Genomic DNA, 23545 nt, shown 5'->3' on the forward strand with positions numbered 1-23545 from the left:
CAGTCCCGAAATTCGCCCCAGCCCAATCCGCAGGAGGCATATCGCCGCGAATTGCACCGGGTCAGGCCGGCACTATTCGCGGGTATTAAGTACCTGGGCAGCAATAAATTCGAACCGCAAGCAGGGTAACTTGCTGTGTTCCCCGCAGAAAATGACGCTTTTGCCGCCTCAAGTCATTGCCACCAAAGGTCAATCTTAAGAAACAGATTATCTCTGCGCTTACGTGTAGTCAATATTTAATTACCGTCTTTAATTAATTGCAACACGGTTAGAATACATTTGAAGAAGTGAATTGTAGGAGAGTGGCTGTGCAGGATGGCAAGCCCCAAGAACACGGTCAGCCCGAAAAGGGTACAGCGGCCTTGCGGCGACATAACAGGGAATGGCTGGTCAGCCTCATTGCCCGCAGCGGGCCGGTGACGCGTGGTACCCTCGCAGGTCTGACCGGTCTGACTGGCGCGGCAATTTCCCGAATTACGCGCGAACTGATCGACGCCAAACTGGTCAGAGAAGGAGACCCCATCGCCGTACCCGGCCGGGTGGGCCGACGGGAATACAACCTGTCGATCAATCCCACAGGGGCATTTTTTCTGGGAATTTCGCTGACCGCCAACCGTCGCAGTGTAAGCCTGGCAAACGCTGATGGTGAAGTTTTGCGGGCAGCGGATTGCAGCGACATACCCATAGATGATCCGCTAGCCTTTCTTACTGAATTGGGAAACCGGGCCAAGACGTTGGCCTTTGACGAAGCGATGGAACGTGATCGCCTTTTGGGTGTCGGGGTTTCTTTTGCCATGTCAGCAGGTCCCGATAGCAGCTCGGGTAACGGCCTCATCAGTTCAGAGCCTTTGGGCTGGAAAGACGTCCCCGTGCGAGACACGCTTTCGCAGTCGCTGAATTTGCCAGTGCAGGTGGAACATCGCGCTAGTGCAATCCTGTGCGGTGAACTTCTTGGGGGGCAAGAGTTAAAAAGCGTCTATCTGATAAATGCAGCTCTTGGCCTGGGCAACAGCGCCTATTTCGATGGTAGATTTCTGACCACCTCGGATCACGGGTTTGGGGATCTGTCGCACTATTCGACATCGCATTCGGACAAACTTTGCACATGTGGTCGCACTGGGTGTATGGAGGTTGCCGCCTCGGGGAAAGCCATCCTGAACGCGCTCGGTTCCGAGTTTGCGCCTTCGCAACGCGTTGCGACGCGCTTGGCAAAAGCGATAGAAGCCGCGAACGCCGGTGACCCGAGTGTTCGAACCCACTTTCGCGATGCCGGCACGCAGCTGTCTTATGGCGTTGATGCGATCCTCTCTCTTTTCGATCCCGAAAGTGTCATCGTCGCCGGTGAAGTGGGGCGTCAGGCTGATTACTACCAGGGCCTTGTTGACGGACTTGAAAAAGTCGGACGACCCAATGCCCGCGACATCATCATGCAAAGCTCGATAACCTCGGAAGAGGCCGCTGTCAGCGTGGCACTGCAGAATTTCCTCTATTCAGGAAGCCTGATTGGTACGTTGACGCATGCTCTGTAAGCGACCAATTGGCTTGAACCTCAGAAGAACAGGTTCAGCGCCGCGATCGAAACGATCAGGAACAGGATGGTCATGACGCCGCCAGCGCGCACAAAATCAACGACACGGTAACCGCCCGGCCCCATCAAAAGCGCATTGACCTGATGGGTCGGGATAAGGAACGAATTCGAGGTGGCAATCGCCACAGTCAGCGCAAAAATTGCCGGATCAGCACCGGCGCCCAGCGCGATATTGACGGCCAATGGCACCAGCAGGACCGTGGCGCCGACATTTGACATCACCAGCGTGAAAAAGGTCGCAAGCGCCGCCACGCTGGCCTGAATGACCCAGACCGGCATGCCGTCCAGAACCACAAGCACCTGATTAGCGATCCAGGCTGCCGTCCCCGAAGATTGCACCGCCTGTCCCAATGGAATGAGACTGGCTAACAGAAAAACCGTCGTCCAACTGACCGCGTTATAGGCCTCATCCATAGACAAAACACGGCTGACGACCATGCCCATCGCGCCGACCAGAAGGCACAGCGAGAGACGCAGGTCGGAAAACAGGATCAGCGACACCGCAATAACAAAGAACAACAAAGCCCAGCCGATCTTTTTCGGGCGCAGATCCTCATGGGGGAAATCGGTGGTGACCACAACGAAATCGCGGTCTTTCTCAAGCCGTGCCAGTGCTTCCCAAGCAGTGTGGCAGACCAGGGTATCACCGGCCTGATACGGGATCTCGCCAAGATCTTCCTGGTCCCGCGACAATGTTTCGCCACCGCGGTAGATCGCCAGAGGTGACAGGCCATAGACTTTTCTCAACCACAGCCCCCTGCCGGTTTGACCAATCAGACCAGAGCCGGGCGGGATCACCACCTCGGCGATACCTGCCTTTCCAGCTCCCAGCGTTTCGACAAATTCATCCAGCTCCGAACTTTCAGTCAGACCGTATTCATCCAGAAACGCGGTTACGGCCTCTTCCGCTGCGATCACGGCGATTGTGGCGGGGGCGACCAATTCAGTATCTCGAGGCGGCGCAGGATAAGTGCGCCCCTGATAGTGTGTGGCAATGATTTGCAGGTGGTACTTGCGCTGAACCTCATCGATGCTGTGACCGACAAGCGTGCTGCCTTCGGGGATGCGTATCTCATGGATCTGCCCATCCAGCCCGTAGGTGCCGTTGACATAGTCCAACATTGAGTTGCCCGCTGGCCCGTCTGTTGACTTGGTGCTCGGCAGAACGAACCGGCCAAAAATGATAAAATACATCAAGCCGGTCGCCAAAAGACACAGGCCGATAGGGGTTACGGAAAACAGTGAAAAGGTGGTGATCTGCGCATCAGCCGGCAGGGTGTCGTTGATCGACAGGATCAAGTCGTTGAGCAGGATCAGAGGGGACGACCCCACCATGGTCATTGTTCCACCCAGAATGGCACAGAACCCCATTGGCATCAGCAGCCGCGACATCGGAAACCCGGTTCGGGTTGAGATGCGACTGACCACCGGCAAAAACAGAGCCGCCGCACCGACATTCTGCATAAAGCTGGATATTACCCCAACCGCACCCGAGATCATCAGGATCAATCGGTTCTCGGTGCCGCCACCTACCCGTGTGATCCAGGCTGCAACGGTCGACATCACGCCCGTTCGGTCCAGCCCCGCACCGATAATCATGACTGCGATGATCGAAATCACTGCGTTACTGGCGAAGCCGTCAAACAGGCTGCGCACATCAATCAGGTTTTCAAGTCCCGGCACTGCCGTCAGCAATCCCAAGGTGACCATGACCAGCACAGCCGCTATATCGACACGGACAATTTCCGAAACAAAAAGCCCGATCGTTGCTGCCAACAGCAACAATACGACGACCATCTCAAATGTAAGCCCCAGCGCGTCCATGCCTCACCTCAGTTTATTCTTGTCCGTATCTCTTATGCCCGGGCACGCCCGTAATAGAGCTGACTGACATGCTCAGCCCCGCTTCCATCACCGCACGCACGGCGGCCGCATAAACACCTGGAGCTGGTGCAGGGCACAATAATCCTCGGCATAGGCGTTCAGTTCTAGTGAGACACGCGGGTTGTAAATCTCAGTCCCCTCGCCAATCGCCCTGCCGGTTTCCGCACGGATTTTGCCCGCGCAACGGACGAGCATGATACGGATAAGCCCGTCCCTGGCGGAGCGCGATGTTTCGCAGATCTGATCAATCAAAGACATGGTCTATCCCAGTCGGTCAGGGACAGGGCGACACATGGCCGCCCTGCTCTGGTGAGTGGTCACAGCCGAGGCTGCTGGGGAATAAGATCATCTTTGTTGATGCCAGCCACAGAGACGGGTTTTTTCATCGCGTCGCGGCGGAATGGCTCGCCCAATTCCTGGTTCAGAACGACCTCGATGAAAGTGGTCACGTTGTCGTTCATCTGCTCTTTGACGGCTGTACGCAGGGCCTCGGTCAGATCGTCCATCGAAGTGACCTGTACGCCCTTCAGTCCGCAACCTTCCGCGATTTTGGCATAGTTCACGTCCAGGTTCAGTTCGGTGCCGACAAAGTTGTCGTCAAACCAAAGTGTCGTATTTCGCTTTTCCGCCCCCCACTGATAGTTGCGCCGGATCGTCATCTTCGTGATCCATTGACGCCAGTTGCTGCGCCCAGGTGGATTTCGCAACGGCAATCGCGTCTTCACGTTCCTTACGACCAGCGTCGCCCGCGTGTTCGCCCAATTTGTCAAGAATCTGCTCGGCGACCATGCGTGCGTCACCCTGAATGCCCACTGCAACCTTCTTGGTCAGACCGATCCGGTCTGCATTGATGTCGACCTGAATGATCTTGGCGTCGTTGGGCCAGTATTCGCTCTGATAGGCGGGCAGCGACGAAAACGGGTTAAGCCGTGTGCCGAGGCATAAAACCACATCCGCTTTCGAAATCATCTCCATCCCAGCCTTGGAGCCATTGTAACCCAGCGGGCCACAGGACAGCGGATGCGAGCCGGGGAAAGCGTCGTTGTGCTGATAGTTGCAACAAACCGGCGCTGAAAGACGCTCGGCCAAACGTGCGCTGGCATCGACGCCGCCAGACAGGATCACGCCCGCACCGTTCAGGATTACAGGGTGTTTGGCGTTGCTAAGAAGGTCCGCAGCCGCGCTGATCGCGTCAGCATCACCGCGCGGATGTTCGATCCGTACCACCTGTGGCAGTTCGATGTCGATGACTTGCGTCCAGTAGTCGCGCGGAATGTTGATCTGCGCCGGGGCAGAGCCGCGGAGCGCTTTCAGAATGACCCGGTTCAGAACCTCGGCGATGCGGGTTGGATCACGCACCTCCTCCTGATAGCAGACGGCATCCTTGAACAGGTTCATCTGCGGCATTTCCTGGAATCCGCCCTGCCCGATGGTTTTATTGGCCGCCTGGGGCGTGACTAGCAACAGCGGCGTATGGTTCCAGTAGGCGGTCATGATTGGCGTTACCAGGCTGGTGATACCGGGACCATTCTGGGCGATAGCCATGGACATCTTACCTGTGGTGCGGGTGTAGCCATCGGCGCTCATGCCGGCGTTAACCTCATGCGCGCAATCCCAGAACTTGATCCCCGCTGCCGGAAACAGGTCCGAGATGGGCATCATGGCAGACCCGATAATCCCGAATCCATGTTCGATCCCATGCATCTGCAGAACTTTGATAAAGGCTTCTTCAGTCGTCATTTTCATGGCACTGTTCCCTGTTGAGATTTGAAGTCAGTCTTAAACCCGGCGGTCCGGTATCACCTGTGATCCTCAAGGATCATGTCGCTGGCTTTCTCACCGATCATAATGGCCGGAGCGTTGGTATTGCCGCTAACGATCGCGGGCATGATCGAGGCGTCCGCCACCCGAAGCCCGCGCACCCCATGCACACGCAACCGGTCATCGACTACGGCCTGTGGATCATTGCCCATGCGGCAAGTGCTGGTGGGGTGATAGATCGTCTGGCTGATATTACGTGCGGTATCCAGCAGCTCTTCGTCGGTCTGCGGGTTGTTGTTGGGGACATGTTCGCGCACGACGTAAGGCTTCAACGCATCGGTTTTCGTCATCGCCCGTGCAAACTTCACAGCCCGGATCGCGCAAAGCTCATCCGCAGGGGCAGATAAGTAGTTGGGCACGATCTTTGGATAGTCAGTCGCGTTGGGGCTGGTGATATGGATATGGCCGCGGCTTTCCGGCCTAAGCTGGCAGACAGATGAGGTGATGCCCGAAAACGGGTGCATCTCGATCCCAGGCTTGTCCGCGCTCAGCGGCTGGAAATGGAATTGGATATCGGGGGTTTCAAGCCCCTCCATCGACTTTGCAAACACCGCCACTTGGCTTGCGCCCAGGCTCATCGGCCCTTTCCGGCGGATCATATAGTTCATACCGATGCCAATGCGCGGGATCAGCCGGTTAATGGCATCATTCAGTGTCGGCACATTGACTTCGTAAACCAGACGAATTTGCAGGTGATCCTGCAATGCCTCACCAACGCCCGGCAACTCGTGGCGCACATCCACGCCAGCCCGGGTCAAAACCTCACCACGACCGATCCCCGAAAGCTCTAGAATTTGCGGCGAACCAATCGCGCCGGCGCTCAACACCACCTCTCCGCCGGGATTGAGCTGAGCGTGCTGCGGGCGCCTCTTGATGCTATAGCTGACGCCATCAACCCGCTTGGGATCCTCTGCGTCAAAGGTCAGCCCTTCGGTCAGCGCATGGGTAATGATGGTCAGGTTGCCGCGAGATTTTGCCGGATTCAGAAAGGCACGCGCGCTTGAACATCTAAAGCCACCACGGGCTGTCTGATGAAAATACCCCGCGCCCTCCTGATCCTGACCATTATAGTCTTCGGTTCGGGGGACGCCCATTTCAACGGCGGCACCAATAAACGCCTCGGCAATATCACTTTTGGCGCGAATGCGCGACACCGACAATCCGCCACTGGCGCCGTGCAGATCGGTTTCACCATCCTCATGCTGCTCTGACCGCTTGAACAACGGCAGAACCTCGTCCCAGCCCCAGCCCTTGTTGCCCAATTGGGCCCAATGGTCGTAATCCTGCTTTTGCCCGCGGACATAAAGCAGCCCATTGATTGAACTTGAGCCCCCAAGTGTCTTGCCCCGCGGCCAATCCAACGAGCGGCCGTTCAGCCCTTCGTCAGGTTCGGATTTGTAGCACCAGTTTGTGTTGGGGTTGTGCAACGTTTTGAAATACCCAACCGGAATATGAATCCATGGGTTGATGTCCTTGCCACCCGCCTCGAGCAGCAACACCCTGTTTTTCGGGTTCTCTGACAATCGGTTGGCCAGAACACAGCCTGCGGAACCCGCCCCGACAACGATGAAGTCATACGACATAAACTGAAACCTCGCCCAAGTTTGCGGCATGGCGCCAATAGGCGCACCATTCGCGATGCACATGTCCCGGTTGAGCGAAGAAATGCACTTGCGTCCAAACTGGAATCACCGCAGATCCTTATTGATTACCGTTGTATATTATTATTCTTGATAGAATCAATAATTTTTTCGATTGGCGGATTTCCAGCGCTCCATTTCCTCTAATAGTGATGATTTCTATGATTTATTTAGCGCCACACGGCCCGTGTAAGTTTCGACACCCTCTTCAAACTGGGGCAGAAAACTATTTCTTGCTATCGGTAATTTTAATAATTCTCCGGACGCCCTTCGCTATCTCACCCCAACCAAATCAACACCATGTTCTGCCGCCGCTTATGCCCCTCTACCGTTTTCTTCCGCCACACACGATCAGACGCGCACGCTCGTTGGAATGGCCATGCCTTTGAGCTAACAGCCTGGCCGCGCCTTCCGCGGTTTCTTTCAAACGCTGTCAAGCAACTTGGCAATGCCGAGCTCAACACAGTACGTATGCTGGCTGGTTCCGAAGCGGGCTGAAAGACAACGGGATACATAACTGCACCCCCGGCGCGCTCAGCACCAAATGGAGCAATTTGACACCGCCTCGGTCCAGCATTGGCCCAACTGCGGGCTGGCGTTCCGGCATTCTTTCGAATATCGCTCGAAACATCATTCAAACCCCGGCAAATTTCAAAACGGATCGCGTATTTTGCTCTTCACAATAGCTGATAGATTCGGTTGCTTTTCCACGGGGCATTGCGCGAGTGCGCGGTATTCTGGCGCTTCAGCGCTGTGTTTTGACAACAAATCATGTGTCGTGGATACAGTCGGCACGGCGGCCGGGCTGATTGCCAACAAAGAAGATGTATTGCGGCCGGCTTTTCTGAAAGATCTGGACATCCGCAATATATGCCCCGGCTTGGGCAACCTGAAAGTCATCAAAGACGTTTTGTCGGAACTGCGCGTCGGTAGCAGGTAAATTGACATTTCGAGTGGTATTAGCGGCTGCCTCCTCCCTTTGAGCGCCGGCCAAATAATGCTCAAATTCAAAGCCCTTCAGCAAAAATTGACCCTCGCCTTTCAGAAACCAAACCGCATTCGCAAGGATTTCCCGGTCGATCATTCCCTGGCGACCAGAGCGAGTTCCTTAGGCACCTACGATCTGACAGTGGACACTAGTTCGAACAATTTCACACCGACCACTATCCAGAAATTTTTGAGGGCGCTGAAGACCAAGAGAATAAACGTGTTCGCCTATCAATCAGTGTTGCAAGATCAGGAAAATTTCGGCCACTCCGCAGGCCTTCGCAAATTGTCTTTCCTGGAGGTTTTCGGTTCGCCCAGAGGCGTGTCTGCCCAAGATATTGCCCGAGGCCTTTTTGGCGGCAATCAAGGGCAGGTAGCGAATTGGATCCAAGGAACCAGATCGTGGCATTGACGCTTTCTGGCAGCATATCTGCGTTTGCGGTTCGGGGCAGCGTTGTGGGTTGCAATTTCATTGCGATGCTCGCGATCGGCTCGATGGCAGAGCCGTCAACCTATGGCGCATTTGTTTTTCTATGGTCCGGCGCGCTCTTGTTCTCCTCACTGATCTCTTTTGGCGCGCCGCTATACCTGCTCAAGGAAATGGCACTCTCTCTCACGTCTGGCGGGTATGACGCCAGCACTGCGGCCCGGCTTATCTTTGTCTTTCCTTTCGCGCTGACTGCAGTTGCTGTCCCGGTAATCCTGCACGCCGGACCCCACATCATCGCGTTCTTTCTCGATTTACCCGGCACCGACAGCACCGCGCTGATTCTGCTGGTACTGCTAGGCTTTCTGATCAACCTGAACAGCTGCATGTGCAGCCTGTTTCACGGCCTGAACCTATTGAATACCTCGATGTTTCTGAAGGACGCCGCTCCTCAGTTTTTGCTCTGACCAGCACCGCAGTCCTGTTTTTCACGGCCGAGGTGAAACTGACCTGGATGCTTGGAAGCACTGCAGCCTTGCTGACGCTGTTATGCCTGTTTGAAGCTGTTTTGTTCCTGAGCCTCAACCGAAAGGCCGGGCTGATCCGCCAAAAAGGGCGGCGCGGTTCGTTCACGCCTTATTATTGGGGCGGCACGATCACAGGCATTGCTTGGGCTCAGATCGATATTCTGATTGGAGCGTACCTGATGAGTGCCGAACAGCTGGGCCTTTACAATATCGTGCGTCGCATCTGCAATTTCGTGACACTGCCCCTGTCGATCGCAACCTGGCTGACCGTTGGCAAGTTCTCGCGCGCGTTTCAGGCTAAGGACGCCGGAGCCCTGTAAGACACAGTGCGCGCCTCGCTGATGCTGTCAAACGGAGCTGGTGCGGTTCTGACACTGGTCGTCATCGCGCTGATCCTGCCAATTCAAAGTTTCTACAACTTTCCGGCCCACACAAATTTCCTACCGGTCTGGGGTATCCTGATCATCCAAGCCGTCACCAGCCTGCTCTTTGCTCCGTCGACGACCATGGCCCAGACATCGGGGTTGGAAGCCAGCGCCATGTTTGCCCGTCTGTGGGGAATTGCCGTTTACCTGCTTTTGGCAGCAACCTTGTCAGCATGGTTCACCGGATCGGTGCTGAATGGTGTAGCTTTGCTGGCGGGCACTCTTGCGCTCAACCTCTATGTCTGGTGGAGAGTAACAGAACGCTTCGGCATCGATTCATCAGCGTTTAGTTTAGTTCGGCGGGCGTAGAGGAGATGTTCACTCTAACTCATAACCCACACTTCTTGAACGGGATCACGCGTACTTGGCATGGCGCTGGAACGGTAGTGGGCTCGGCTGCGGTCAAAAATGGCTTGGTATGACACATAGCAACGTCACTCATCACGCCCGAACATACAACACCGGTCCTGATCGTAGTTCGCGGCAGCGTTTTGGCTTACTAAGTGTCCTGTTTTTCCTCACCGGATTTGCCCCAGCCATTGTCTCGCTAGCGCTGGTTGGTGCTGCATCGATAGTTGGAATTTTGTGCATTCCCGCGACAAAGAAGCAGCTATCCAGAGTACCTAGGGAGGCTGTGTATTTTCTGATTGCCGCATTATACACGTTGACCGTGACTGCTCTGTCCTGGGGTGGGCAAGCAAACCTCTTTTCCTTTTTTGCAGAAGGCAAAGTTGCGGGGCTGCTTTTTTGGCTTTTATTTTGTATTTCTTTTTCGGAAAGACACATGTGCCTGCAAAAAGAAATTACCTGACGTGGACACTAATACTCGTTAATGTAGGATATTTTTTCGCCTCTGGAACCGAATTTCGCTACATTGACAAGCTCCCATCTGGGAGCATGATTTCAATTTATATGTCAGTGGTACTTGCTCTGGCTTTCCTGTACGAAAGCCGGCTCCCTACAAAGGGAATATTGTTTGGATTGATCCTTCTTCTGGGCAGCAGCACTGGCCTTGCAGCGCTACTTGCAGGTGTAGCAGCTAAATGGCTAAAATCAAAAAACAGAATCTCTCCTCTCAGGGTTGTTGTGTTTTCAGTTCCCCTTTGCGCCTTACTATTTATTCTTTATTATTATACACTTACATATCGAGACCGCGACTTGCTGAACCTTGAAAGTCTGGATCGATATCAATTGGCTTATGCTGGCGTCTTCTATATTCTTGAGACAATCACGTTAGATAAGTTTTTGTTTGGGTACGGTGTAGGCTCCGACCTTACCGGGATATTCAACTTTTTCCCTGTAAATGCGTCTGTGTTGTTTTGGGTTCAAAACTCAAGAGCCATTGACGGATCTACCGGCTTGGTATTTCATAACGAATTCCTAAGAGTCTTTGTTAATTTTGGACTTATTGGATCAGTTCTAATTTGGGGTTCATTAATGAAATTTCTCACAACCCCATCCCTAAAATGGGCAATACTGGCTGCGTCTCTATTAAACTCCACCGTCTACATTACGCCCATTTTCATTTTTTTGCTCATTTCGGAAATGATATGTCGCTCTCGGAGACGAGAAATGTTGGATTAGTTTTGTACCGTTTCAGTCCACCTGTTGTTGCTGCACGGAAACGTTGCTCTCGCGTCGACCTGAGCACCTTAGTAATACGCAATAGGTATTAACTTTTAACTTGAAATTGACACTTTGACGAAAGCTCCCTTGATGAAAATCCTGCACGTATCGCCTTCCTTCTACCCGGCAGTTGCCTTTGGTGGGCCAATTTTTTCGACGCGCGCCATTACGGATGGGGTCGCTGCTAATCCCGCAAACTCGGTGCAGGTTTTGACCACAGATGTGGCCGATCCCAACAGCAAAGCCCGGCTGCATCTGGATCAGAACCCAGCGAAATTTGAAAGCGGATGTTCCGTTCGATATTGTCGGAGTTTGGCCGGAACTTCGATATCTGCCGAGTTGCTATGGCGACTCGTCAGAGAGATTCGCTCTGCCGATGTCGTACATCTAACAGGGCCTTATAACTTTCCCGTCATGCCGACGCTCTTACTATGCCGCCTATTTGGCAAAGCATTGGTTTGGTCTCCGCGCGGAGGCTTTCAGGCCACGGCGCAATGGAAGGCGGCGCCAAAACGACGGGTCAAAGATTTCTTCGAAAAACTGTGCGGAGTACTGCGACCGCGCTCTTTGGTTCTTCACGTGACAGCCGAAGTCGAAGCCGAAACCAGCCGCCGGAATTTGGGCAATGTCCGCAGCGCTCAGATTCCCAACGCAATTGATGTCCCTGCCGACCTGCCTGAACGCAACTGGCGACCCAACGGGATGTTACGGCTTGCTTTCCTTAGTCGTATCCACCCCAAGAAAGGGCTTGAAGTGCTTTTTGAGGCATTGGCGGACCTGCCCGAGCACGTGGTTCTGGACATTTACGGCGACGGAGATGCTGACTATCTTGTTACATTGCAATCAAAAGCGAGCGAGCTTGGAATTGCACACCGGACCAGTTTCAAAGGCCATGTGAACGGTGCACAAAAGTCGCGCGCATTTACGGATTGCGATTTGTTTGTCCTGCCAACTCATTCCGAGAACTTTGGAATAGTCGTTGCCGAAGCATTGGCGCATGGCACTCCTGTCATAACGACCTTCAACGCGCCGTGGGAAGGTTTGGAAAAAGAGAACTGCGGGCGATGGGTTGAGGCTTCGAAGGATGCTATCGCAGCGGCGATAGTAGATCTGGATGGTCTAGACCTAGCCGAGATTGGCATAAAGGGCCGGGATTGGATACGGCGGGATTTTTCCACGCCAGGAATGGTGCGCCGTTTTCTTGAGCTTTACCGCTCTACGCAGACATGAATTTATTGAAAATAAGGAGAAAAAATTAAAATGGCGCACCTCACCGTTGTCATCCTGACATACAACGAAGAGCGCCATGTCGCCCGCGCCATTGGCTCTGTGCGCGACGTTGCGCAGCGGATTGTGGTGGTCGACAGCGGATCGGACGACCGTACGACAGAGATCGCCCGAGGTCTTGAGGCTGAGGTCCTGAGCAATCCATGGCGCAACCACGCCACCCAGTTCAATTGGGCACTGGACCAGCTGGCCGATCAGACAGAATGGGTGTTGCGGCTGGATGCGGATGAGATTGTCTCGGATAAGCTCGCAGGCCAGATCTCTGCGGCAATATCTTCCGCGCCAGACACAACTGACGGCTTCACTGTTGGTCGCCGCATGTGTTTTCTGGGGCGGCCCATTCGCCATGGCGGCTTGTTTCCGACCGCGATGCTGCGCCTGTTTCGGCATGGCAAGGGACGATGTGAGAACCGTTGGATGGACGAGCATATCAAGGTCGAAGGCAACACCGGCGCTCTGTCCGGCGAGCTGCTGGATGACAATCTCAACAGCCTTTCTTGGTGGACGGACAAGCATAACGCATATGCCAGCCGGGAAGTCGTCGACATGCTGAACCACGAGTTCCAGTTTGTGCCCATTGATACGGTGGCGGGCCTGGGCCAGGGGCAAGCCGGTGTGAAACGGTGGCTGAAGGAAAAGGTCTACGCCCGAATGCCGGGGGGTTTACGGGCGTTTTTGTACTTCCTCTACCGCTACGTTCTGCGCCTTGGATTTCTGGACGGGCGCGAAGGGTTGGCATTTCACGTGCTGCAGGGGTTTTGGTACCGGTTTCTGGTCGATGCCAAGCTGCAGGAAGTGCGCGGGTACATGGACCGGACAGGCGACAGCGCCCCAGAGGCGATCCGGGCCGTATTGAGAATTGAAGTTTAGGCAGGACCCGAGTTCAAAAATAATGAAGTTTTCAATTCTTACAGCGGTTTGGAACCGTGCCGAAACTCTTCCGGATGCCTTGAAAAGCCTCGATACTCAGAGCTACGACAACTATGAACACGTGGTTCAGGACGGAGCGTCTAACGACGGAACGCTGGAGTTACTAAACGGGCGAACTGATCCTCGGATGCGGCTTGTTAGCGAGCCGGACAAAGGGATCTACGACGCGCTGAACAAGGCGACAGCCCGGGCGACCGGCGATGTGATCGGCTTGTTGCATTCGGATGACTTCTTTGCGCATAGGGATGTGCTGGCGCGGGTCGCGCAGATATTTCAGGACACCGATGCAGATGCGGTTTATGACGATCTGGACTACGTCTCGGGACAGGATACCAACAAGGTTATCCGCCATTGGGTTTCTGGAACTTACAGCCCCGACAAGTTGAAACGCGGGTGGATGCCGCCGCATCCCAGCCTGTTCATCAAACGTGATGTCATCACGCGCTGGGGTGCTTATGATGACAATCTACGAATATCGGCCGACTACGAGAGCATTCTGCGGTATTTTGGCAAAGGCGGTATTTCCGCCGCCTACATCCCGGAAGTACTGACCAAGATGCGCCTTGGTGGAGCAAGCAACGGGAGCATCCGTCGGATTCTCCTGAAAACAAAAGAAGACTATGAAGCAATTCGGCGCAACAGGGTTGGTGGAGCCTCCACACTTGCTCTGAAGAATGTGCGGAAGGTGCCGCAACTTTTTTTGAGTAGAGCCCCATCAAAGTAACATTGCTTGGCAAAATTATCACCTTGGCCGATTTTAGGGCCATCGCCTCGGTTTCTTCTGAGCTACAATTTGATCTCGCCGAGATTGGACCGAGGCGGAGTTAGAAAACGAACTTAATCGCAATGTCAAAAACGAAACTCACGCTCTACATTGTGACCGGTGAGAGAATGCTTAGAAACGAGGAAGCGCAGCGCTAACCGGTTCATGGATGTCCCGCCAAGTCCTAACGTCTGCACCGCGCATACCGGCGGCTTTCAAGGTTTTGAAGCCAAACTTGACCAAAAAGCACGGGTGAAGTTGACGGCATTGGCGTGCACCTAAGTTTTGTTGCTTTTGTAATTTAGGGTCCAAGCCCAATCCCTGAACTTATATTTCAAAGCAGCTTGCAATGCCGCGACACATTCCGTTGCCTTTCGTCCTGCGGATCATTTTCCTGCAACACTCTGAAAATGTTTCCTTTGATGCCCCAAGCATCGTAACCTTAGATAAGTTTTGACGTCGCCGGTTTGGAATTGCAGGCTTGTGACGCAGAAAACCGGGGGAGTGAGCATGCATAAAGTAACTATCGTCGGGGCCGGGATTGCCGGGCTCACCGCGGCTCTTCGTTTGTTGGAGCGGGGATACCACGTCACACTGTATGAGCAGGACAATTTCATTGGCGGAATGTTGCGGTCCCATAAGGAGCACGACCACGGTGATTATCCGCGCGAGCACAGCTATCACATGCTGTGCAATTGGTATTACAACTTCTGGTCGGTCGCAGAAGACCTTGGAATCGAAGACAACTTTACACCGCGCGAAGCCTTCAAATTCCTCTATGATGGTGATCTCGACAACATGCCGGAAATGGTGAACCCGGGCGGCATTCAGGATTTCTATCGCAACCTCACCGGCGGCGCGGCGCCGCCTGCTGAACTCTTCCTGTTCATGTATTCGATGATCGATCTGCTTTCGATCCCGGACAGTGAAGATGACAAGCTGGACCGAATGTCGTTCAACGGCTGGTTGCGTGGACGGCCCTATTGCACCGATGAGGTCGCCCAACTTCATGAGAAGATCTGGCAGACCGTCTGGGCCATCGACAGTTGGCAAGCCTCAGCGCGCAGCTACAAAACCTTCCTGAAGTACGGCAACCGCGTTCCGGTTCCGCAGCTTTGGCTGTTTGATGGGTCCAAGAAAGAAACTCTGATTGATCCCTTCCACAAAAAGCTTGATCAGTTCGGAGACCGGTTTGAGCTCAAGTACCGCCACCGAATTCGCGAAGTGCATCCCAATGCAGACGGCACTCGGATCGAACGGCTGGTGTTTGACAAGGTAACCAAATCGCCATCAGTTAACCCCAAATGGGGGATCGCAAAGAAAGACATCGAAGTGGATGTGAGCGATGAGAACGTGATCATCAGTATTACACCCGGTGCAATGGCATCGATGGTGACCGATGATTTGTACAATGCCGACCCTACCCTAGGCCAGTTGAGGTATCTGGAGGCCGAGCCGATGGCGTCGGTGGAGCTTTATCTCAAGCGGAAACTACCCGGCATCCCTACGGAAGTGGTGGTTTTCATGGATACGCCCTATGAGATGACGTTCCTCAACTACTCGGCGACGTGGGGCCTCAAAAACACCTTCCTTTATGTGACGGTATCGGATTTCAAATCGCTGTTGTCTGTAAAACCCGAACGCCGGGACGAAAACCAGAACCTCATTCTGGATCTCAAAAACCCCAAAACCGCGATCGACTACATTCTGCGAGAAATCACTGCCAAGTTAGAAATAACCGAGGCCGACATCGATCTGTTCCAAACCTCTGTCGACACAAATACGGGCGAAGAGCTTTTTGCCAATCTAACCGGCAGCTGGGAACATCGCCCCGAGGTCAACACCAAGTTCGAAAACCTGTTTCTGGCAGGAACTTATGTCAGGAATTTCGCTGATGTCTCGACTGTCGAAGGCGCTTGTGCAACTGGGCTGATCGCGGCTGAAGGCGTACGTCAGGCCGCGCAGAGAGAACCAGACAAAGGCGACGCAGGTAAACCGGTAGAGGTGATTACGCCCGATTTCTATCCCAGTCAGATGTTTCAGACGCTCAAGATCGCTTGGGCACCTTATGCCGCCAGTGCAAAAGCCTGGACGCTTGCGGACAAAGCGCTGGGTATCAACAAGCTATGGCCACCAAAAGACTTCAAGTTCCCGAAGTCGAAATTCACGCCAAGCCCAGAGAACCTTGGTTCCCTGTTTACGGATTGGCTGCCTGCAAGTAAGTGGAACGAAAAGACTTTGGGCCTTGGTCCAATGTTCTGGAACTATACAGAAGACGGCAAGCCCCGTAAAAAGTAACCAAGAATAACTCGCACGAGTAAGAGACGACTGATGACTACTAAAACGATTGCGGCATGGCTGAACGAAATTGGCCTGCCACAATACACCGAACTGTTTGATGAGAACGGCATCGACCTGGACATTCTTGAAGATGTGACCGGCGACCATCTCAGAGAAATGGGTGTCACGGTGTTGGGTCATCGGCTCAAGATCAGCAAGGCGATCGCGGCGATGAAGCCGGACGCGGCACAGCCCAGACCCAGCGGAGCCATGACGGGCGAGGAAAGCGCCGAACGGCGGCACCTTACGATCATGTTTTGTGATCTGGTTGGCTCGACCGCCCTGTCGGCGCGGCTTGATCCTGAAGATTATCGCGACCTTATGGCGTTGTATCAGGATACCGTGTCGCAGTTGATCAAAGATGCCAGGGGGCACGTGGCCCAATACCTTGGAGATGGCGTTGTAATCTATTTTGGCTATCCGGTCGCCCAAGAGGACGCGGCAGAACGCGCATGCCGCGCGGCTTTGGAGATTGTCGAGGCCGTCGCCGGCCTGGATACTGCAGCTGGTGATCGCCTGCAGGTCCGCATCGGCATTGCGACCGGATTGGTGGTGGCCGGCGATCTTGACCAGCTCGGAGTGAACTCGACGTCTGCCGTGGCTGGCGATACTCCCAATCTTGCCGCCAGATTGCAGGGCCTGGCAAAGCCGGGACAAATTGTAATCGGCAAAAGGACGCACTCGCTGCTGGGGGATATGTTCGTCTATGAAGCGCTGGAGAACATCCATCTGAAGGGGTTTGAACCCGGTCAGGTGGCGTGGCGTGTCATATCCACAGCACAGCGCCAGGACCGGTTCGCCGTCACCTCGGCACGGCGGCAGCTTACGCCTCTGGTCGGTCGCACTCCGGAACGGACCCGCCTGATGTCGGCCTGGGAAGATGCCAAATCCAAGAAGGGGAATGTTTGCCTTGTCTCAGGTGAGGCTGGCATCGGCAAAAGCCGCCTCACATATGAGGTGGTGGATCAGGCCAAGGGCGAAGGTGCAACCGTTCTCCACCTGCAATCCGCACCTTATTTTGAGAACACGGCCCTGTACCCTATCCGCCGTCAGATCGAAAACGTGCTCGGGTTCAAGGAAGACGATGACAGCGAAGCCCGGCTGGACAAGCTGGAAAAACTGGTCGTCGCCGAAGACGATCTGAACGAAGCCCGCGCGCTGATGGCGTCTTTGTTTTCGCTGCCCTGTGACAGGTATCCACCGCTGAACCTGTCGCCCGAGCTGCAAAAGACCCGCACGATCGACATGTTGATCGAACAGGTCATCGTTCTGTCCAAGCGGGCACCATTGTTGGTGCATTTTGAAGACTTGCACTGGATCGACCCCACATCGCTGGATTTGCTGACCAAATTCGCCGCCAAACTCGCCGATCATCAGATCTTGTTGCTTGTGACCTGCAGGCCGGAATTCACCCATGATTGGCAGGTGGATCATCTGGAAACCTGCGAACTCGCGCGCCTCAAGCCAGCCGAAGTCGAAGAGCTGTTGGACAGTATGACAGGTTCGGATGCTTTTTCGGCCGAGCAGCGCCAGCAATTGCTGGAACGGTCAGATGGCGTACCGCTGTTTGCCGAAGAGCTGACCCGCTCTGCGATGGAATTCAGAAACAGCGCGGATTTGGTGCCTGAAACACTGCAAGACAGTTTGATGGCGCGTCTCGACAAGCTGGGGGCCGCCCGCGAATACGCCCAGATCGGGGCCGTGATCGGCCGGGAATTCGATGTCGACCTGCTGTCTCAGGTGACCGGAACTCCGCTGCCCGAGCTCTCAGACTCGCTTTCGCAACTGGGTGACGCAGACCTCGCATACCCGGACCAAACCGGTCACAGCCTGATGTTCCGCCATGCCTTGATTCAGGAGGCCGCGTACCGGTCCATATTGCGGCGGCGGCGGCAACAATTGCATGGCAAGATTGCCGAAACACTGGAAGAAAAATTTCCCGAACGCTGCAAGTCCGGTCCGGAACAGGTGGCAAACCATTTTGTTGCCGCCGGTCTGGGCGACCGGTCAGTTCCCTATTGGCTGACAGCTGGTAAATCTGCCTGGAGCCGGGCCTCGATGAAGGAGGCACTGGCGCAGCTTAGCAATGGATTGGAATATGTCGGCGAGGTCGACGATCTGGCTGATCGCGCCAAGTTGGAGCTGCAATTGCAGTCAACCATCGGCGTCGTGCACTTTGCGGCGACCAGCTATGCCTCGCCACAGGCGCAGACCGCTTTTGAGCGTTCCCGCGAGCTGTTTGTGGATGTTGACGACCCCGACCTGCGCGTTGCGGTTCTTTACGGCATCGGGGCATTTGAAACCATGCGTGGCGATGTAAGCTCGGGGCACGAGACCTTTGCGGCGCTTGCAGACGAGGCGACGCGCAGCGGCAATGCCCGCTATGAAGTCTATTCCGCCTCGATGCAGGCATGGTCGCATTTCAACCGTGGCGACTACGCCGAGTCCGTGCGTTATGGCGAACGGGTGCTGCAGCTTTATGAAGAAGGCATTTGGGACCAGCCGGGGCCGCGCCTGTCGGCCGCAGAGCCCAAAGTGATCTCAGAATGTTTCCGGGCAGCGGCGCTTTGGTCTCTGGGCCGCCCGGATCAGGCGGTGAAGGTCGGCAACGACATCCTTAATTACACCCGGTCGCTGCCAGACCCCTATTCGCTTGTCTATGCTCTGTCCAACGGTGTGATCCGCATTCACGACTGGAACGGTGACTGGAAACAGGTCATGGACCTGACCGAAGAATGCAGCGCGGTTGCCGGAGAATATGGCTACAGGTTCCTGGGTGTCTGGGCATCGTTCTGGCGCGCCCGGGCGATGGCAAAACTCGGTCAACTGGAAGAGGCCGAAAAGATCACGGCCACGGCTGTTGCTGCCTGTAAGAATGCTGGTGTCCATTACCACCGCGTCTGCTTCGAAGCAAATCACGCGCGCTTGCTGCTGGCGCAGGACCGGATCGAGGATGCTGCACGTGTTCTGGACGGGCTAGACCAACCATTGCAAGATGGAGGCGAACTGAACCACGTCCTTGACTTGAGTCTGGTCAAAGGCGAACTGGCGCAGAAACGTGGCGATACCAGTGGCGCAGAGCGACATTATCGCGCTGCATTTGACGCGGCCGAAAGCCGTTCCGCGCTGGCATGGCAACTGCGCGCGGCACTGGGTCTGGCATCTTTGCAGCCCGCGAAAGACGCACAACGCGCGCTTGTCGAACCGCTGGTGGCGCAGTTCGAAGAAGGGTTCGACAGCCAGTATCTGAAAGCGGCACGCGCCTATTTGTGATCAGCGGGCTTCGCCCAAAGCCCGCGTGCGATCCACAAGTGTGATCAGCTTTTTGGGGTTCCGGGCAAATCGATTTGCCTCAGCTATCGCGCTTGCAGCGATCCGGTCCAGTTCGGCCTCGGCTTCTGGCAAAGCGGCGCGAAAGGCCTCGGCCAGGGCGTCGTAATTTTCCGGGTTTGGATCGCGGAACATTTCAGCGATCACAGGCTCGCGCACGGCGATCGCGGCTGGCAGGGTTAGAATCCCGTCGCGGATATCCTCTTCACCCCCACCGCCCAGGGCTTCGGTTCCACGCACGTCGGACACGTCATCACAGGCGTGATACAGGGTGCCCAGCAGACCACCGAAATGGCGCAACCCCTCGCTACGGTCGCCGAGACAAGCAGCCACCTCAAACATCGAACCAGTGTCTTCCTGCGCCAGCTTGCGCCAATCCTCGACCCCGCGCGGCATCGTGCGGCTGTTCCACTGCGCGATCTCGGCCGCGCCAAGCCGGGACATTAGCTCGGACAACAACCCGATCACCTGCGGCTCGGTCGCCATCATCCGATAGCCTTCCGCAACCATGAACCCGGACGTCATCAGCGCCGCAAGTTGCCCAAAGGCCGTGTGCATGGTCGGTTTGCCGCGCCGTTCGTCCGACTGGTCCAGAATGTCGTCCACAACCAGCGTCATGTTATGAAACAGCTCAAGCGTTACGGCTGCCTGTATGGTTTCATCCGTGATCTCCTCGCTGCCGACAGCCGTCTGACAGGCAAAGATGGTCAATGGGCGAAAATACTTTGAGCCGGCCAGAAACTGCTCTTCCAACTGCGGCCGCATCTCCTCGGGTGTGGATTCAACCCACGCGCCGATGGCAGTGCGCAACCGTTCGGTCTCAGACTCAAATCCCAGTTCCGGTATCACCCAATCGGCGCGGGCACCTTCGTTATTCATGGTTTGGATTTTGCATAGCGATGGGGGCCTTCCCGGTCGTCACCCTCGGGGCCGACTGACTTGCGAAGCTCTGCCTCGATTTCCATAAGATCACGTTGCAGCAGTTTTGCCTCGCTCAGCGACAGATCCGATATTTCGCGCAACACGGCACGGGCCTTGTCCAGCACGATCAGCTGTCTGGCCTCCAATGACGGGCCATCCGCACTGGGTATGGTTGCTTCGATCGCGTCTGTCCCTTGGGTCGAGACGATGGTCGCAATCTGCTGCCAGTACCGCAAAGCTGAACTGAGCCACCGGGCTTGTGCCTGTGCAAGCAGAAACATCACGTCGGGTTCGACCCGTGCACCCTTTTCGCTGTAGTCCCGCAGCGAGCCTAGAACACCCTCAAGCGCTTCCAGATACATCGCCACCATATCGTCAATCGAGCCGGGGTTCCCAAACTCATTGCGTGATGATCCATCGTCTTGATTCATCTTGCTACTCCATTGCCCGCATCGTCATAAAGTTCTGTAGATTCAGAGTTTTGTTACCGATTGTCACTGTATATTCACACCGCGTTTGGGCATGGGTTGATTTGATTTTCAGTAAAACAAGAAGATCGCCGCGCAATCAAGTACCGAGATATGTTAACCATCTATTAACCTTTGGGATCTGCCGTCGGCGTAAGAAAAAAGCACCCGCCCCGCAGGTTTTGGTTCATATGGCGCAGAAGACGATACGAAACAGAGTCGCCGCGATCTGCCGGGTCGAAGTTCGTGACCATGAGGCTTTGCGTCACCTGCTTCCCACAATGTTTCTGGGTCTCGATGCGACCGACCCTAGCGGTGGTCACCAGATGAAGTGGCCCAACAAAGAGAACATTTGCCGCATGAGATCAGCCGAAGGTTCGATTGGGGACAGCAGGGGTGGAAAAATTGCCCATTATTGACGTTTGCTCAGGCGTCACTTGCCATCAAAATTCCCGTCGTGCCGTGCTGGTCCAGAACGCAACCCCGTGCCTGATTGCTTCATCGTTGAAATCATACGACGGGTTATGAAGCGGCATCGAATTGTTGCCCTCCACTCCGTTGCCCATCAGGATGAAGGCCCCGGGGCGGTGGGCAAGAAACTCTGCAAAATCTTCAGAGAATCCTACCCGACCGTAATCCGCATCAACGCTGCCAACCTCACGAGCGGCACCCGCGATCATGTCAGTGGCTCTGGCATCGTTCACCAATGGCCGGAAGGAAGTCGAGTAATCAACCTCCGCCTCTGCGCCTTGCGCGGCACAAACACCGGCGACAATGGTGCGCATTCGGCGCTCGATATTTTCGGACACATCCCTGGAAAAGCCCCGGCAATCCCCCTTGAGGGTTACGTTGCTGGGCAGGATGTTTCGTGCACCGTCTGTCAGGAACTCCGTTACGGAAACCACTGCATGCTCGCTCGCCGAAACCGAGCGAGAGACGATCGATTGCAACTGCTGCACAATTGCGGCCCCAGTCACAATCGGATCAACGCCTTTTTCCGGCATCGACGCGTGCCCGCCCTGACCCTGAACGCGTATCTCAAAATTATCCTCGAACGCGCAGAATGAGCCCGCTTGAGTGGCAAAGTGACCAAGCTCCATTCCGGGCATGTTGTGAAGGCCAAAGATTGCGGCCATCGGGAAGCGTTCAAACAAACCGTCCGAGATCATCGCGGCTGCCCCGTTTCCGTTTTCCTCGTCCGGCTGAAAGATGAAGTGAATGGTGCGGTCAAAAGACGGGTCCGCCGAAAGCTCCAGCGCGGCACCCAGCAGCATGGTGCTGTGGCCATCATGGCCACATCCATGAAACTTGCCTTCCGTTCCCGAGCGGTACGGCAAGTTGGTGGCCTCGTGTATCGGCAGCGCGTCCATGTCGGCTCGAAAACCGATTGCGGTTTCGTCCGGACCACGGCGCAAGGTGGCCACAATACCCGTGCGGCCCACACCCCGGCTGACTTCAAGCCCTGCGCGCTCCAACTCGGTCGCGATCAGATCCGAGGTCCGATCAAGGTCGAAGCCTATTTCAGGGTGAGCATGCAGATCACGGCGAAACGCAACGAGATCAAGCATCGGGAACATCTCCTTCGGACAGCACGATCAACGGCAATTTGGCCTCGTCCGTCAACAAGGCTGCAAGCCCCGCTGCGCCAGATGGCGTGGTGGAAAAGCCCAGATCGCGCGCATGTTTTACAGCGCCCACGGCCTGCAAGTCAGTGACCGTTACCCAGTCGTCGGCGCACCGTTCCAGAATTTCGAAAGCCAACATAGAAGGCGTTTTGCAGTCCAAGCGCCCCATATTGGATACGGGGCCCTCAACCGTTACTATCTGTCTGGCCCGGGCGCTTTCGGCAAGGCAAGGGGCTGCATCAGGTTCAACCACTATGATCTTTGGCTGAACCGCCCAGGTGGACCGGATCATGTAAGCGATCCCCGCAGCCAGCCCACCAACACCTGCCTGCAAGTAAACGTGGCTGGGCCAATTCCCAGAGCTTTCCATCTCTGTCCGCATTTCTTCGGCGATGACGGTATAGCCTTCCATTACCAACCGCGGAGGTTCCGTATATCCAGGCCACGATCCATCGGCGAGGTGAATTGCGCCGGACGCCTCGGCGTCGGCTATGGCTGCCGCAACGCTCGCCTCGTAATCGTCACCTGATCGGACAACTTCCGCGCCTTTGTCCCGCAGGCGAATTGCAAAATCCTCTGGCACTGTTTCGGCAAGGTGAATGCGGGCCTTTGCGCCAAACAGCCGCGCACCGGCCGCCACGGCCATGCCATGATTACCTGCACTGGCACAGACAAAAGTCATCGAGCGTGCGATGGCCTTCACGGAATCATCCAAAAAGGCGTTTGATTCCAAAGGGTGACCAACCCGCGCTTCTATCAGCTTGGCAACAGCGTAAACGCCACCGAGCGCTTTGAAAGCCCCCAATCCCATCCTGTTGGTTTCATCCTTGATCAGAATAGGTCTGTCTCGGAGACTGCGTGCCTCCAACGGACTGGGTTTATAGGCGGGGCATGCAGCCAGCAGAGCCAGCGGTTTTGCAACATCGAGTATCGTTGGATTTTTCATACAGAAAGTTG

At 55.3% G+C, this 23545-nt stretch carries 18 protein-coding genes and 1 pseudogene; 10 read left to right on the forward strand and 9 right to left on the reverse strand.

Going from position 1 to position 23545, the window contains the following annotated elements; genetic code table 11:
* Nucleotides 1-308: 308 nt before the first annotated feature.
* Nucleotides 309-1529, forward strand: coding sequence for an ROK family protein (locus tag AC2FFH_RS19425; protein ID WP_496845123.1), 1221 nt, complete (start codon nt 309-311; stop codon nt 1527-1529).
* Nucleotides 1530-1549: 20 nt separating this feature from the next.
* Here the strand turns inward: AC2FFH_RS19425 and AC2FFH_RS19430 are convergent, their stop codons facing one another.
* The 5 genes and pseudogenes from AC2FFH_RS19430 to AC2FFH_RS19450 form a co-directional block, all read right to left on the reverse strand.
* Nucleotides 1550-3412 (reverse strand): SLC13 family permease, encoded by a 1863-nt coding sequence (locus AC2FFH_RS19430; protein WP_496845124.1) that lies wholly within the window; start codon nt 3410-3412, stop codon nt 1550-1552.
* A gap of 87 nt (nt 3413-3499) precedes the next feature.
* A complete protein-coding gene (locus AC2FFH_RS19435; protein ID WP_496769197.1) occupies nt 3500-3730 on the reverse strand; it encodes a hypothetical protein in 231 nt (76 codons plus the stop codon).
* A gap of 59 nt (nt 3731-3789) precedes the next feature.
* Nucleotides 3790-5218: pseudogene (locus AC2FFH_RS19440) on the reverse strand (sulfoacetaldehyde acetyltransferase).
* Nucleotides 5219-5271: 53 nt separating this feature from the next.
* Entirely contained in the window at nt 5272-6876 is a 1605-nt protein-coding gene (locus AC2FFH_RS19445; protein ID WP_496845125.1) for a GMC family oxidoreductase, read from the reverse strand.
* Nucleotides 6877-7702: 826 nt separating this feature from the next.
* Nucleotides 7703-8017, reverse strand: a complete 315-nt coding sequence (locus AC2FFH_RS19450) for a hypothetical protein (protein ID WP_496845126.1) — start codon at nt 8015-8017, stop codon at nt 7703-7705.
* A gap of 305 nt (nt 8018-8322) precedes the next feature.
* Between AC2FFH_RS19450 and AC2FFH_RS19455 the strand changes: the two genes are divergently transcribed.
* The 9 genes from AC2FFH_RS19455 to AC2FFH_RS19495 all read left to right on the forward strand — a co-directional run bounded on the left by AC2FFH_RS19455 (nt 8323) and on the right by AC2FFH_RS19495 (nt 19518).
* The gene (locus AC2FFH_RS19455; RefSeq protein WP_496845127.1) at nt 8323-8814 is read left to right on the forward strand and encodes a hypothetical protein; all 492 of its coding nucleotides are present in this window, start codon (nt 8323-8325) and stop codon (nt 8812-8814) included.
* 47 nt (nt 8815-8861) lie between these two features.
* A complete protein-coding gene (locus AC2FFH_RS19460) occupies nt 8862-9194 on the forward strand; it encodes a hypothetical protein (RefSeq protein WP_496845128.1) in 333 nt (110 codons plus the stop codon).
* A 6-nt stretch (nt 9195-9200) separates the two neighbouring features.
* Nucleotides 9201-9608 carry a hypothetical protein gene (locus AC2FFH_RS19465; RefSeq protein WP_496845129.1) on the forward strand — a complete coding sequence of 136 codons (408 nt, stop codon included), beginning with the start codon at nt 9201-9203 and terminating at the stop codon, nt 9606-9608.
* 109 nt (nt 9609-9717) lie between these two features.
* Entirely contained in the window at nt 9718-10110 is a 393-nt protein-coding gene (locus tag AC2FFH_RS19470) for a hypothetical protein (RefSeq protein WP_496845130.1), read from the forward strand.
* A 905-nt stretch (nt 10111-11015) separates the two neighbouring features.
* Nucleotides 11016-12155 (forward strand): glycosyltransferase, encoded by a 1140-nt coding sequence (locus AC2FFH_RS19475; protein ID WP_496845131.1) that lies wholly within the window; start codon nt 11016-11018, stop codon nt 12153-12155.
* Between the two features lie 30 nt (nt 12156-12185).
* Nucleotides 12186-13082 carry a glycosyltransferase family 2 protein gene (locus AC2FFH_RS19480; RefSeq protein ID WP_496769181.1) on the forward strand — a complete coding sequence of 299 codons (897 nt, stop codon included), beginning with the start codon at nt 12186-12188 and terminating at the stop codon, nt 13080-13082.
* Between the two features lie 22 nt (nt 13083-13104).
* The gene (locus AC2FFH_RS19485; protein ID WP_496769177.1) at nt 13105-13866 is read left to right on the forward strand and encodes a glycosyltransferase family 2 protein; all 762 of its coding nucleotides are present in this window, start codon (nt 13105-13107) and stop codon (nt 13864-13866) included.
* A gap of 549 nt (nt 13867-14415) precedes the next feature.
* Nucleotides 14416-16203, forward strand: coding sequence for an FAD-dependent oxidoreductase (locus tag AC2FFH_RS19490; protein ID WP_496845132.1), 1788 nt, complete (start codon nt 14416-14418; stop codon nt 16201-16203).
* Between the two features lie 33 nt (nt 16204-16236).
* The gene (locus AC2FFH_RS19495; RefSeq protein ID WP_496845133.1) at nt 16237-19518 is read left to right on the forward strand and encodes an adenylate/guanylate cyclase domain-containing protein; all 3282 of its coding nucleotides are present in this window, start codon (nt 16237-16239) and stop codon (nt 19516-19518) included.
* On the opposite strand, the gene AC2FFH_RS19500 is transcribed toward AC2FFH_RS19495, so the two are convergent.
* The 4 genes from AC2FFH_RS19500 to AC2FFH_RS19515 form a co-directional block, all read right to left on the reverse strand.
* Nucleotides 19519-20454, reverse strand: a complete 936-nt coding sequence (locus tag AC2FFH_RS19500; protein WP_496741897.1) for a polyprenyl synthetase family protein — start codon at nt 20452-20454, stop codon at nt 19519-19521. It lies immediately after the preceding gene.
* Complete coding sequence (locus tag AC2FFH_RS19505) at nt 20451-20927, reverse strand: hypothetical protein (RefSeq protein ID WP_496725186.1); 477 nt, start codon at nt 20925-20927, stop codon at nt 20451-20453. The genes AC2FFH_RS19500 and AC2FFH_RS19505 overlap by 4 nt, the downstream gene beginning before the upstream one ends.
* Nucleotides 20928-21406: 479 nt before the next feature.
* Entirely contained in the window at nt 21407-22531 is a 1125-nt protein-coding gene (locus tag AC2FFH_RS19510) for a M20 aminoacylase family protein (protein WP_496845134.1), read from the reverse strand.
* Nucleotides 22524-23534 (reverse strand): pyridoxal-phosphate dependent enzyme, encoded by a 1011-nt coding sequence (locus tag AC2FFH_RS19515; protein WP_496845135.1) that lies wholly within the window; start codon nt 23532-23534, stop codon nt 22524-22526. The genes AC2FFH_RS19510 and AC2FFH_RS19515 overlap by 8 nt, the downstream gene beginning before the upstream one ends.
* Between the last annotated feature and the right edge of the window lie 11 nt (nt 23535-23545).

This window comes from Ruegeria sp. YTSC003 (genome assembly GCF_059609785.1).